The organism is Amycolatopsis sp. PS_44_ISF1 (assembly GCF_032335455.1).
GTDB lineage: Bacteria > Actinomycetota > Actinomycetes > Mycobacteriales > Pseudonocardiaceae > Amycolatopsis.
On the sequence record NZ_JANUXO010000004.1, the window covers coordinates 729068 to 741425 of the forward strand.

The window sequence follows — 12358 nt, forward strand, 5'->3', positions numbered from 1 at the left end:
GGCTACGGACATGCGCACCGCAAGGCGACTGCCAAGGCCAAGGCCAACGCCACTCACTGCACTCGATGCGGCACACCGTTTACACCGGACAACCCCGCAACCGGGGGACACCGCGTGGCCGTCCGCCACGGCGGGACGAGCCATGACGGCATCGAGGCGCAATGTCGCCGATGCAACTACGGATGGCGGAAGTCCGGTCTCTGAAACAAGTCCTCAGAAACTCTGAGACGCGCGCTCCCTTCGCGCACGGCTCACCACTCCGGCCGACCCGGCTCCGCACCCTGGGGGTACCTCCCCTCCCCCTCCCCTGCTTAGACCGGTGGAGAGGGCAGCTCGGGGTCCGCCGGGTTCAAACGTCTTCAAAGTCCCTCTGTCCCTCGACCTGACCCCCGGAGGTCTGCTCATGGTCCTCGTCTGGGTCGCCACTGCCCCGATCTTCTTCGGGTACACCCGCGGCTACGTCGCCAACGACGTCGTCCCGGACTCGACCGTCGAGCGATTCGGCCTCGCCGCGCAGGGCCTTGTCGTCCGCCGCGAGGCCAGCGACGGCGGTGCGCCGCGCAACGGCGTCGATCCCGCCACGCAAGCGGAGTTGGACGCCGCCATCGCGACGATTACGCCCGAGCAGATCAACGCCGTCCCGATGTCGGCGCGCGGCGTCGCTGACGGCGTGGCCAGCCTCGGTTCCGACGCGACCATCCCCTTCACCCAACTCCCCCTCGAACTCCGCCCTGTTCAGACCGCCGACCTCGGCGCGTGGCTGACCCGTTTCACCGCCGGGTTTTCGACCGCTCAGGCGTACCGCGAGCCGACCGCCGCCGAAGCGCTCGCCGCGGTCACCGGCATCGAACGCCTCGCGTTCCTGGGCGCGGACGCCTCCACAATGCTCGCGCCGCTGGGTTTCTCCCTGACCCCCGGCTACGACTCAGTCTCCCGACGCCCGTTCCTCTTGGCCGCGTGCGAGACGGGTACCGAGCGCGCCTGGGGCGCCTTCCTCGTCAACCTTTCCGCGCCGGTACAGCTCATGGTTCAGGCACCCCACCCGGTCGCCGACCAGCACTCCGAGAAGCTCGCTCTCGACCACTGGCGGAAGACGCCTGGCGCCCTCCTAATTCTCGCCGGCGCGCACCGCGACGCGACGGGAATCCAGCAGGGCGGTTATGCAATCGCCGACGTCTGCAAGCAGACCGGAAGCCTCTTCCACCAGGTAGTCGCCGCTTACGCCGACCGGAACGTCCCGGCTGTCCAGTGGCACGGTTTCGCCGACTCCTCGGCGCCCGGCCTGGAGAAGATCGTCGCGACCGGTTCGGCCAATCCGGGTCCGACCTCGCGTCGCATCGCCCGCGAACTCGCGGACATCGGCTTCGCCGTCGGGCGCGGCTGGGACTCCTCCGGTTCCGGGACCAGCCTCACCGCGCTCACGAACGTCCAGGGCGACGACGCCTCCGCAAAGGGAGTCGCGTGGACGCACATCGAGAGCAGCGCGAGCAGCCGCTCCGACGCCGTCGCGCGCGCCCGCACAGTCGCCGCCGTCGTCGCCGCGCGACCCGAGGTCGCTGGCGTGGCGAAGATGCTCGCCCAGCCCTCCTCCGGCCAGTTCCCAAAGGCCGTCGGTTCGGTGAACACGGTCGGGACCAGCCCGTACTCCGCTCGCGCAGACCACGTCCACGCCGAACGTCCCCAGACGCTCGACCGAATCACCACTTTGGAGACCGCGCCGCCGTCCCACGCCGCGCGACACGCGTCCGGTGGCGCCGACCATCTCACGCCGGCCGCCATCGGCGCGCTCGACCAGGCCGCGGGCGACGCTCGCTACCTCCAGCAGTCAGGCGGCACGGTCGCCGGAGACGTCACGGTGGGCGGACAGGTCAAGATCGGAGCGGACACCAACCTCTACCGCTCGGCCGCCGACCGACTCAAGACCGATGACAGCCTCCACGTGGCCACGGACCTCTACCTCGGCGCCGGGGCGACCCTGCCGTTCCACATCGGACCGGACGGCAAGACCGAATGGGGTCCGGGCCCCGCGGCCCGCGACGTCAACCTCTACCGCTCGGCCGCCGACGTCCTCAAAACGGACGACAGCCTCCACGTGGACACGAGCATCCGACTTCGGACGTCTTCGCTCGGCGGAGGAGTAGGTGTCATCGCCATCGCGAATGCCACGACGGCTCCTACCTCCAATCCGACCGGCGGGGGCGTGCTCTACGTCGAGGCCGGCGCGCTCAAGTACCGCGGATCGTCCGGCACCGTAACGACAATCGCACCCGCTTAGTCCTGGAAGGAAGGAATGGCCACATGACGTCCGGTGGCGCCCGTGGCCGTTCCGGCCCCGCACCCGATGTAAACGCGTTGCGCCGCGACCGCGAGGGCGACTGGGTCATCCTCACCGAGCGGGCCGGCCCGATCCCGGCATGGCCGCTGTCCATCCCGGCCTCGCCCGCGGAACTCCTGCACTGGGACCGAGTCTGGGGCGCACCCCAGGCGGCCCAGTGGGAGAAGAACGGCCTGGAGGTCGAGGTCGCGCTCTACGTGCGCTCCCTCGCCGAAGCCGAACTCCCCGGCGCCGCCGCGAACCTCCGCAACCTCGTCAAGCAACTCCAGGAAAACCTCGGTCTCTCCCTCGTCGGCTTGGCCCGGTTCCGCTGGAAGATCGCTGACTCCCCCTCTGCCACAACGGCATCACCTGTTTCGCAGTCTCCAGCCGCACGGCCCGCGCGGAGCCGTCCTTCGGCGCGCGACCGCTTCAAGGTCGTCCCGCCGCCCGAGGACGCCTAACCCAGAAGGGAGGCCGTTTACACGATGGCCTCCCCTGAGTTCCCGCCCATCGACTTCCCGACGCTCGGCTTCCTGAACATCGACTGGGTCGAGGCCCACTGCGTGATCCCCGACGGATTCTCCAAGGGGGAACCGTTCATCCTGTCCGGCTGGCAGGCGTGGAACTACCTCAACCACTACCGCGTCAAGCCGGGCGCCCAGGGCGTCCGCGCCAACCAGTACGCCTCCGCGTTCATGTTCCGGCGCTCGCAGACCGTGCGCCCGCAGAAGACCGGCAAAGGCCCCTTCACGTCCTCCGTCATCTGCGCCGAGGCCGTCGGCCCCGTCCTCCTCGACGGCTGGGCGACCGGCGGCGAGGTCTACGACTGCCGCGACTGGGGTTGCGGGTGCGGCTTCATCTACGTCTACGAGCCGGGCGAGCCGATGGGGACGCACTGGCCCACCCCGCTCATCCAGATCACCGCGACGTCGGAAGAGCAGACGGCGAACATCTACGCCGCGCTCCGTCCCATGATCGAGGGAGGCTGGCTCTCCGAACTCATCCCGAAGACCGGCGAGGAGTTCATCCGCCTCCCCAACGGCGGACGCATCGACACCGTCACGAGCAACGCGCGCTCGCGCCTCGGCGCGCGCGTCACGTTCGTCCCCCAGGACGAGACCGGTATCTGGGTCCCGTCGACCGGCATGGTCAAGGTCGCCGAGACCCAGCGCCGCGGCCTCGCCGGTATGGGTGGCCGGGCCTGGGAGACGACGAACGGCTGGGACCCGACGGAGAACTCCGTGGCCCAGCGGACTTTCGAGTCCGGCATGGAAGACATCTTCGTCGACTTCCCGCAGGCGCCTACGTCGTTGTCGTTCCGGAATAAGGCCGAGCGCCGGAAGATCCTCCGCTACGTCTACGCCGGGAGCCCCTGGGTCAACCTCGACGACATCGAGGGCGAGGCCGCCGAGCTTCTCCGCGTCGACCCGCAGCAAGCGGAGCGGTTCTTCGGCAACAGGCTCGTCTACGCCGCAGGCACGTGGCTGCCGGACGGTCGTTGGGATGAGACAGAGAACGCGCAGAGATCCCCTGTAGAAGGCGAACTCATCTGCCTCGGATTCGACGGTAGTGAGAACAACGACTGGACCGCCCTGCGCGCCGAGACCGCCGACGGTTGGCAGTTCACCCCGGTCTACGGCCCGGACCGGCGCCCGACGGTCTGGAACCCGGCCGAGTGGGGCGGGGCCATCCCGCGCGACGAGGTCCACGCCGCCATCGACGAGATCTTCGCCCGTTTCAACGTCGGGCGGCTCTACGCCGACCCGCACGACTGGTACTCCGAGATCGGCGAATGGTCGCTGCGCTACGGCGACAAACGCGTCATGGAGTGGGCGACCAACCGCCAGTCAGCCATGTACGACTCCCTGCGCCGCTTCGAGGTCGACCTGGCAAGCGGCCGGCTCACGCACGACGCGTGCTCCATCGCGAAGATCCACATCGCGAACGCGCGCAAGCGGGCCGTCCCTGGACAAAAGTACGTCCTCACCAAGCCCGCCGACCACCAGAAGATCGATGTGGCCATGGCTTCCGCGCTCGCCCACGAGGCCGTCTCCGACGCCCTGACGAGCGGGTGGGGGAAGCCCGAGTCCAGGCGAATCCTCGTCCTGGCCTGAACGTCAATTCCCCCTTGACGCCTCTCGCGTCGACATCGCCGCGCCCCTGTGATCACCCGGTGGCGCCCTCACGCGAAGGGAGGGCGCCACCTCGTGCCCCTGTCCATCTCCGAACTCAACATCCTCACCCGGCTCGCCACCCAGCTCCGCCGGGACGCCGCCAAGCTTCTGCGCTATGGCGACTACTACGAGGGCACCCACCACCTCGAACAGCTCGGCCTCGCCATCCCGCCGGACCTGCGCCAGTTCGTCGTGTGCGTGAACTGGCCCCGGATCACCGCCGACAGCCTCGAAGAGCGCATCGACCTCGAAGGCTTCCGGCTCCCCGGCAAGCACGAGCGCGACGCCGACCTCTGGCGCATCTGGCAGGCCAACAACCTCGATGAGGAAAGCCAGCTCGGCCACCTCGACGCCATCATCTACGGCCGCTCCTACATCTGCATCGGCTCCCGCGCCGATGACACAGAGACCCCGCTCATCACGGTCGAGTCGCCGATGGAGATGACCGCCGAGATCTCGCCGAAGACCCGCGAGGTTACCGCCGCGCTCCGGCTCTACCGCGACCAGGATGAGGACGGCCTTGTCGTCGACAAGGCCACCATTTACCTCCCCCATGTCACCATCTGGGCAGAAAGGCGCTGGAGCGGCCCGACCCGCGGCTGGACCGAGGTCGACCGCGACGAGCACGGCCTGGGCCGCGTCCCTGTCGTCCCGCTGATCAACCGGGCACGAGTCGGCGACCGCTACGGCGTCTCCGAACTCCAGGACGTCATCGACCTCACCGACGCCGCCGCGCGGGCGCTCACCCTCGCCCAGCTCGCCACCGAGGCCCTGTCCGTCCCCCAACGCGCCGTACTCGGCGCCAAGGAACAGGACTTCGTCGGCCCCGACGGCAAGGTCATGCCGAAGTGGCAGGCGTACTTCGGTGCCATCTGGGCACTGGAGAACCCGGAGGCGAAGCTCTTCCAGTTCTCCGCCGCGGACCTGAGCAACTTCAAGACCATCGTCGATCACTACGCCTCGATGGTCTCCAGCGTGACCGGTCTCCCGCTGCGCTTCTTCGGCCAGAACACCGCGAACCCGCCGAGCGCCGAGGGCATCCGCGCCGACGAGGCCCGGATCGTGAAGCGCGCCGAGCGCCGGCAGCGTTCCTGGGGCGGAGCCTGGGAAGAGGCCATGCGCATCGTCAAGCGCATCGTGACCGGCGAATGGGACGACTCCTTCAAGGAGCTGGAGACCATCTGGCGCGACCCGGCCACGCCCACGCGCGCCCAGCAGGCCGACGCCGCGGTCAAGCTCGTCCAGGCCAACATCCTCCCCGTCGAGGCCGCCTGGGAAGAGATGGGCTACTCCCAGACCCGCATCACGGAACTCAAGCGGATGCGGGAGCAGCAGCTCGCCGCCACCGACGTGCTCGCCCGGCAGATCAACGCCTACCGCCAGGGCGTCACCGGCAACCCCGGCGCCAACACCGAGGTCAACGACCCGGCCGAGGCAGACGCGCCGCCGACCGCGACGGAGTAGTCCATGCTGGACACCGCCGTCGCCGCCGAGTCCTACGAGCAGCAGGCGAAAATCATGCTCGCCGCGGTCCAGGCCACCCAGGACATCTGGGCGGGCCTGGACCCCACGCGGTTCTCCGAGAGCTGGGTACAGGACCAGATCGGCGACCAGATCTTCCTCAGCGTCGCCCGCGCCCAGGAGCTGGCCGCGATCGCCGCCGAGACCTACACGGACATCATCCTCGCCGAGGCCGATGCCCTCGTGGTCGCGGACGGTACCGTCGTCACGTCCTCGCTCGCGGGCATCGCGTCCGACGGCCAACCGCTGGACTCCCTGCTCCTCCAGCCGCTCATCACGTCCAGCGTTGCCCAGGCCACCGGCGCCACCGCAGCCGAGGCGATGGCGGCCGGCCTGGCCCAGCTCACCCGCATCGTCAGTACCCAGGTCCAGGACGCGGGCCGGACCGCGACCGGTCTGTCCATCGCCGCACGGCCGAGGACCGGCTGGGTCCGGCTCGTCGAGCCCGGAGCCTGCTCCCGCTGCGTCGTCCTCGCAGGCCGCTGGTACCGCTGGAGCAGCGGCTTCGACCGGCACCCGGTCTGTAAGTGCCGGAACATCCCCGCCTCCGAGGACACACCGGACCTGACGCCGGAGTCGGACCCGATGACGCACTTCCGCTCCCTGCCGGAGGCCGACCAGAACCGCCAGTTCACCAAGGCGGGCGCCGAGGCCATCCGCGACGGAGCCAACATCCACCAGGTCGTCAACGCCCGTCGAGGCGCCCTGGGCCTCACCGCTCCCGGCCGCCTCACCGCCGAGGAGCAGAAGAGCCTCCGCGAAGGCAAGAACCGAGGACGGCTCGCCCGCACGGACGTCTACGGCCGCCCCGTTTACATCACCTCAGAGGGCACCACCAAGCGCGGCCTCGCCGGCGCCCGCCTCACTGCGGAGACCGGTTCCGCCCGCGATCGCGCGAGAACACCGCGCCTCATGCCCGAAGCGATTTATCAACTCGCCGAGAACCGCGAGGACGCCGTCCGGCTCCTCAAGCGGTTCGGCTACATCGCCTGATTCCCCGCCCCGCAACGGGGCCTTTCCCGCACGGGAGTACCCACCATGACCGCTTCCACCGCCCAGTCCGAAACCGAAACTCCGGAGCAGAACACGGCCCCGGCCGAGCAGAAGCCCGAAGGCGACAAGTCCGCAGAAGATGCGCGCACGACGGACGAGAAGCTCGCCGAGCTGACCGCGAAGTTCGAGTCTCTCCAGACGAACTCCCGCAAGTGGGAGACCCGCGCCAAGGAGAACAAGGACGCCGCGGCCGAGCTGGCCCAGATCAAGGCCCAGGGCATGACCCCGGACCAGAAGCTCCAGGCCGCCGAGGACAAGGCGAGCAAGGCGGAGCGCGACCTCGCGAAGTACAAGGTCGCCGCCGAGACCGGCCTCCCCGCCGACCTCCTGGTGGGCGACGACGAGGACTCCATTCGCGACTTCGCCAAGAAGCTCGCGGAGTTCAAGGGCGTCACGCCGAAGACCGCGCCTCCCAAGCCCGACCCGTCCCAGGGCGGCACCGGCGGCAAGTCGAAGCCGACCGCCGCCGACGAGGGCCGCGCCGAGGCCGCGCGCCGGTTCAAGAAGTCCTGACCATCCCGCAGGAGGGACCCCACCCCATGACCGACATCTCCGTCCGCAAGGCCCCGGCCGTCCAGAGCGAAGACCGCTCGTGGCTCGCGAGCCCGCACGGCACCGAAACCAACGCGATGCCCGGTATCACGGTCGACACCGGCCTCTTCCCCGCTGCCACCAAGACCAACGGCTACATCAAGTCCGGCACTGTGCTCGGCCGTGTCACCGCAACCGGCCTGTACGGCCCGTACGACACGACCGCGACCGACGGCCGCCAGGTCCCGGAGGGCCTGCTCTTCCAGAGCATCGACACCAGCCACGGCGACCGGAAGTTCGGCACGGCCGAACTGATCCACGGCTTCGTGTTCGGCTCGAAGCTGCCCGGCGGTACGCCGTCCGCGGCCGTGAAGACCGCCCTCCCGCTCATCCACTTCTACGCCTGATCCTCGGCGAGAACAGGAGCCAACCCCAACTCATGGCGATCTTCTTCGACGCCGAGGTCACCCCGGACGCCCTCACCGCCTTCGTGCGCGAGGTGCCGACGCCGGCGAACCTGGCTTTCTACAGCAACATCGGCACCAAGTCGGTCGACGACCACAAGGTGGACTTCTCCGAGCTGGTCCACACCAACCGGACCGCGAAGTTCCGCGCGTTCGACGGCGGCCTCCCGACGATGGCACGCGACGGCGGAAGTACCTCCGAGGTCTCGCTCCTGCCGCTGGGCAACAGCATGAACCTCGGCGAGTACGAGCGGCTCCAGATCCAGTTCGCCCGGACCTCCGGCACGAACAAGGCCGCGCTCGCTAACGCGATCTACAACGACGCGGAGAACCTGACCAGCTCGGTCTACAACCGGCTGGAGCTGGCCTGGGGTGACGTGCTCACCGACGGCAAGCTGACCATCGACGAGAACGGCTACAAGGGCGAGGCCGACTTCGGCGTCCCGACCGGGAACATCGTCTCCGCGGCCAAGAGCTGGACGGACCCGACGGCCCCGATCCTGGATGACCTGCTCTCCTGGCAGCAGGCGTACGTGGATTCCGGTGTGGGCGCCCCGGGTGCGATCCGGGCGAAGCTCAAGACCATCCGGCTCATGCAGCGGAACGAGCAGCTCGTCCGCGCGATCCGTGGCCCGGCGAACGTCTCGACCTCCCAGCGCGTCACCGCGCAGGAGTTGCGCGACTTCCTGGCCTCGGAGGACCTCCCGCCCCTGGTGGAGCTGCCCGACACGTCGCTGGACGTGGACGGCGTCGCCACCAAGGTCATGCAGGACGGCAAGGTCCTGTTCACCCCGGCCAACCTGGGCGACCTGGGCTTCACCGCCCTGGGCGTCTCGGTCACCGCGCTGGAGCTGGTGAACAGCAAGCACGCGGAGATGACCTTCCAGGGCGCGGCCGGCCTCGTCGGCATCGTCGAGAAGGTGGGCCCGCCCTACCGCCAGTTCACCTACGTGGACGCGACGGCCATGCCGATCCTCTCCCAGCCGAAGCGCCTGTTCATCGCTTCCGTCTGATTTTCCCACCGAGACCTCTCGGAGACATAGAAGGGAGCGCCCATGCGGGTGCGCACCACCGTCCACGTCCGCTCCGAGGACGGCGCGAAGACTGCCGTCCTCGAGCCGGGTGACCGCGTCCCGGACTGGGCCGAGGTGACCAACGGCCTTGCCCTCCTGGACGAGCCCGCCGTCACCGAGCCCGCCCCGACTCCAGTCCTGCGCGTCGAGGTACCGGCCGCGCCCATCGAGGCTCCGGCCGAGCTGACCCCGACCCCGGTCAAGACCGTCCGGCGCAGGCCCGCGGCGAAGACAGCCGAGGCGAAGGCCGAGTGATTCGGGAGGGGCCGGTCCCATCGAGACCGGCCCCTCCCGGGCGACCAGAACGGAGGCCCAGCGTGGCCCAGCTCATCTCCCGCGAGGAGCTGGCCTTCGTCCTTGACGAGGACCTCTCCGAAGACCGTTTCGACTCGCTCTACCGCTCCGGCCTCCGCGTCGTGAGCGCGGGCTACAACGGCGACCCCGAGGATTCCACCGGCCGGGCCGCGCTGGTCGTCTCCGGTGTGCTCCTCGGTGTGCTCGTGCGCATCGTCGCCAACCCGAAGGGCGCCCGCCAGCTCAACGCGGGCGGTGCCGGCTTGACCTTCGGCGGCTCGGACGCCGACATCGCCACCGTCTTTTCGCTCACCGACGACGAGCGCGCCGACCTCGCCACGGTCTCGCCCACTCCGCCCGGCCGCGGCTCCGGCGCCTTCACGATCCTCCCGGCAGGTCCCCGATGAGCATGTTTGGCGCTCTCTTCGAGCCCGCCCTTTTCACCATTCGCCGCTACGGTCCCGGCCCGAAAGATCCCCTCGGCAAGCCGACGCGGGTTCTTCTGTTCGAGACCACTGCGGACGGCGTCCTCGCGCCGACCGGCACCGCCGAGGGCCAGGCGTTCGTCGTGAACGAGTTCCGCGCGACCGTCGCGCTCGACGTCGACCTTCGAGCGGCCGACGAGATCTCCGCACGCGGTCTCGTTTACACGGTCGAAGGCACGCCATTCGCCGCCGTCGTCCCGCGCACCAAGATCGGCGTCCTCACGGCCGTCCTCAAGTACGTCGGACCGGTGAGCCCGTGACCGTCCCTTACCCCGATCCTGCCGTCATCACGCTCCTCGGCGAGCTTCCCTGCCTGGCCCCGGTCGGCGGCCGGGTCTCCACCCAGCTCGACTCGACCCTTCCGGCCCTCCGCATCACCAAGGTCAGCGACCGCGAGGGGCCGACTCCGCAGGAGGCCACGCCGCTTTTCCAAGTCGAGGTCTGGGCCGAGGACGAGTTCATCGCCGGTTCCCTCGCCTGGGCTCTGCGGAACGAGTGGCCCAGCGCCAAGCGCCAGCTCGTCGGCGACACGCTCGTCTACGGGCGCTGGATCGCCGCCGACCCCACCCCCTCCCCTGATCCCGAGACGGATCTCCCGCGGTTCCTCGTGACCGTCGGCATTCGACTTTCTGGAGCTACCCCGTCATGAGCGACACGCGCTACACCGCCAAGACCGACATCTACGCCGCCCCGGGCGTGCTGGCCTATCTGGCCGGCCAGGAGGTCCCGGCATCCGCGGTCGAGAACCTCTCGGCCCAGGACAAGGTCGCCGCCGCGCGGCAGACCGGCCCGGCCGCGGTCAAGGGGGCCGCCAAGGAGGCGTGAGCGAAGGCTTCCGCCTCCACGCCCAGGCTCTCGACGAGCTTCTCCGCCACACGCAGACACGCCAGTTCCTCGACGCCGTAGGCATGGAGATCCGCGACCGCGCCCGCGCGAACGCACGCTCCGCGGTCCCGTCCTCCACCGACGGCGACGCCATCACCGCCATCGTCTCCGTCCCCGGCGAAGACGACGAGGGCGTCTACGTCGATGTCGGCTACGCCAAGCACCACCCAGGCTTCTACCTCTGGTGGTGGGAGGTCGGCACCCAGAACCACGCCGCGCGGCCTCATCTGCGCCCCGCGCTCCAGCCCGACGGCTGACCCCTTTCCACTCCGGCGGCCACGCCACCGGGATCTCTCCATCGGAGGTACCCACCTTGACCACGCCCACCGGCAACGCTGGTGCCCTGTCCCTGGGGCCTGGCCGCCTGTACGCCGCCCCGCTCGGCACGGCGCTACCGGCCGACCTTGGCACTGCGCTCGATCCCGCGTTCAAGCCGATCGGCTACACCGAGGAGGGCTCGGAGTTCTCCTACGAACTCTCGTCCGACCCGGTGGAGGTCGCCGAGTCGCTCGACCCGGTCTTCTACCGCACGACCGGCCGCAACGGGACCGTCACGTTCGCGATGGCGGAGAACACCGTCCGGAACCTGACCCTCGCCTTCAACGGCGGCACGGTCACCCGGACTCAGTCCGGCGCCGTGAAGTACGAGCCGCCTGAGCCGGGCTCCGAAGTCCGCCGGGTCCTGGTCTTCGACTCGGAGGATGGCGAAGAGCGCTGGGTCTACCCGCAGGTCTTCCAGGGCGGCTCCGTCTCGATGGCCCGCAAGAAGGGCGCCGACAAGGCGACCGTCCCGGTCGAGTTCCGGCTGGAGAAGCCCGCGCTCGGCGGCTCGCCGTTCTACGCCTTCTACGACGACTCCCGCGACGGCGGCTCCGGTGTGACTGCACCGACCAAGCCCTGACCGCTTTCCCTGAGGCTCCAACAAAAAAAGACGAGGAATGATCACTGATGGCCACCCAGCGCAAGACCGCCGCAGACGTCGCGATCGCCGAAAAGAAGGACGCGGGCTTCGGGACCACGAGCTTTGAGGGCGAGGAGTTCACCATCGCCCGCAAGCCGAACACCCTGCTCATCTCCGAGCTGGCACGTACCGGCTCCGGTGACCCGGCCGCGATGGCCGTGCTGGCGGAGTTCTTCGAGCTGACCCTGGGCGAGGAGTACGCACGCTTCAAGCGGGCCGTCTACCGCTCCGAGACCGCGGCCGACGACGAGACCGTCCTTTTCGCCGTCCTCCAGGACATCCTCGAAAAGACGCTGGGCCGCCCTACCAGGTGATCCAGACCCTCGTCGGCTGGGCCGTCGACTCGTGGCACGAGGTCGAGGCACGAGCAGTGATGCTCGGCCTCACCGCCCGGGTCGGCGGCCCAGACTCCGTTCTGGATCTCGACGCCCGCCACTTCCTCGCCTTTCTGGAGGGCATCGTCCGCGAGGACGAGGGCCGCCGAAAGACCATCGACGAGGTCTACGAGAAGTCGCGTCCCGTCGACAAGACGCCGCTCGACCGCAGTGCGCGCCACCGCGAGATCGAACGCCTCACCCGCATCTTCGGCGGCTGACCCCG

General features: G+C 69.4%; 17 protein-coding genes. All 17 read left to right on the forward strand.

Annotated elements, in window-relative coordinates:
• Window positions 1-403 precede the first annotated feature (403 nt).
• The 17 genes from NYF13_RS33225 to NYF13_RS33305 all read left to right on the forward strand — a co-directional run bounded on the left by NYF13_RS33225 (window position 404) and on the right by NYF13_RS33305 (window position 12353).
• Complete coding sequence (locus tag NYF13_RS33225) at window positions 404-2275, forward strand: hypothetical protein (protein WP_315661881.1); 1872 nt, start codon at window positions 404-406, stop codon at window positions 2273-2275.
• A 23-nt stretch (window positions 2276-2298) separates the two neighbouring features.
• Window positions 2299-2778, forward strand: a complete 480-nt coding sequence (locus tag NYF13_RS33230; RefSeq protein ID WP_315661882.1) for a hypothetical protein — start codon at window positions 2299-2301, stop codon at window positions 2776-2778.
• Window positions 2779-2802: 24 nt separating this feature from the next.
• Window positions 2803-4431: a hypothetical protein gene (locus NYF13_RS33235; RefSeq protein ID WP_315661883.1), complete on the forward strand. Its 1629-nt coding sequence runs from the start codon at window positions 2803-2805 to the stop codon at window positions 4429-4431.
• A 93-nt stretch (window positions 4432-4524) separates the two neighbouring features.
• On the forward strand, window positions 4525-5955 hold the full coding sequence (locus NYF13_RS33240; RefSeq protein WP_315661884.1) for a phage portal protein: 1431 nt from the start codon (window positions 4525-4527) through the stop codon (window positions 5953-5955).
• A gap of 3 nt (window positions 5956-5958) precedes the next feature.
• Window positions 5959-7005, forward strand: a complete 1047-nt coding sequence (locus NYF13_RS33245; protein ID WP_315661885.1) for a hypothetical protein — start codon at window positions 5959-5961, stop codon at window positions 7003-7005.
• 45 nt (window positions 7006-7050) lie between these two features.
• Window positions 7051-7578: a hypothetical protein gene (locus NYF13_RS33250; RefSeq protein WP_315661886.1), complete on the forward strand. Its 528-nt coding sequence runs from the start codon at window positions 7051-7053 to the stop codon at window positions 7576-7578.
• Between the two features lie 26 nt (window positions 7579-7604).
• Window positions 7605-8003 (forward strand): head decoration protein, encoded by a 399-nt coding sequence (locus NYF13_RS33255; RefSeq protein WP_315661887.1) that lies wholly within the window; start codon window positions 7605-7607, stop codon window positions 8001-8003.
• 32 nt (window positions 8004-8035) lie between these two features.
• Window positions 8036-9073, forward strand: a complete 1038-nt coding sequence (locus tag NYF13_RS33260) for a major capsid protein (RefSeq protein WP_315661888.1) — start codon at window positions 8036-8038, stop codon at window positions 9071-9073.
• 42 nt (window positions 9074-9115) lie between these two features.
• Complete coding sequence (locus NYF13_RS33265; RefSeq protein WP_315661889.1) at window positions 9116-9388, forward strand: hypothetical protein; 273 nt, start codon at window positions 9116-9118, stop codon at window positions 9386-9388.
• A gap of 62 nt (window positions 9389-9450) precedes the next feature.
• Window positions 9451-9834: a hypothetical protein gene (locus tag NYF13_RS33270; protein ID WP_315661890.1), complete on the forward strand. Its 384-nt coding sequence runs from the start codon at window positions 9451-9453 to the stop codon at window positions 9832-9834.
• A complete protein-coding gene (locus NYF13_RS33275; protein ID WP_315661891.1) occupies window positions 9831-10172 on the forward strand; it encodes a hypothetical protein in 342 nt (113 codons plus the stop codon). Before NYF13_RS33270 ends, NYF13_RS33275 begins: the two co-directional genes overlap by 4 nt.
• Complete coding sequence (locus tag NYF13_RS33280; protein ID WP_315661892.1) at window positions 10169-10561, forward strand: hypothetical protein; 393 nt, start codon at window positions 10169-10171, stop codon at window positions 10559-10561. The genes NYF13_RS33275 and NYF13_RS33280 overlap by 4 nt, the downstream gene beginning before the upstream one ends.
• Window positions 10558-10737: a hypothetical protein gene (locus tag NYF13_RS33285; protein ID WP_315661893.1), complete on the forward strand. Its 180-nt coding sequence runs from the start codon at window positions 10558-10560 to the stop codon at window positions 10735-10737. Before NYF13_RS33280 ends, NYF13_RS33285 begins: the two co-directional genes overlap by 4 nt.
• Window positions 10734-11054, forward strand: a complete 321-nt coding sequence (locus NYF13_RS33290; protein ID WP_315661894.1) for a hypothetical protein — start codon at window positions 10734-10736, stop codon at window positions 11052-11054. Before NYF13_RS33285 ends, NYF13_RS33290 begins: the two co-directional genes overlap by 4 nt.
• A gap of 56 nt (window positions 11055-11110) precedes the next feature.
• Complete coding sequence (locus NYF13_RS33295; RefSeq protein WP_315661895.1) at window positions 11111-11698, forward strand: hypothetical protein; 588 nt, start codon at window positions 11111-11113, stop codon at window positions 11696-11698.
• Between the two features lie 47 nt (window positions 11699-11745).
• On the forward strand, window positions 11746-12072 hold the full coding sequence (locus NYF13_RS33300) for a hypothetical protein (protein WP_315661896.1): 327 nt from the start codon (window positions 11746-11748) through the stop codon (window positions 12070-12072).
• Window positions 12069-12353: a hypothetical protein gene (locus NYF13_RS33305; RefSeq protein WP_315661897.1), complete on the forward strand. Its 285-nt coding sequence runs from the start codon at window positions 12069-12071 to the stop codon at window positions 12351-12353. Before NYF13_RS33300 ends, NYF13_RS33305 begins: the two co-directional genes overlap by 4 nt.
• The last annotated feature ends 5 nt before the right edge of the window (window positions 12354-12358 follow it).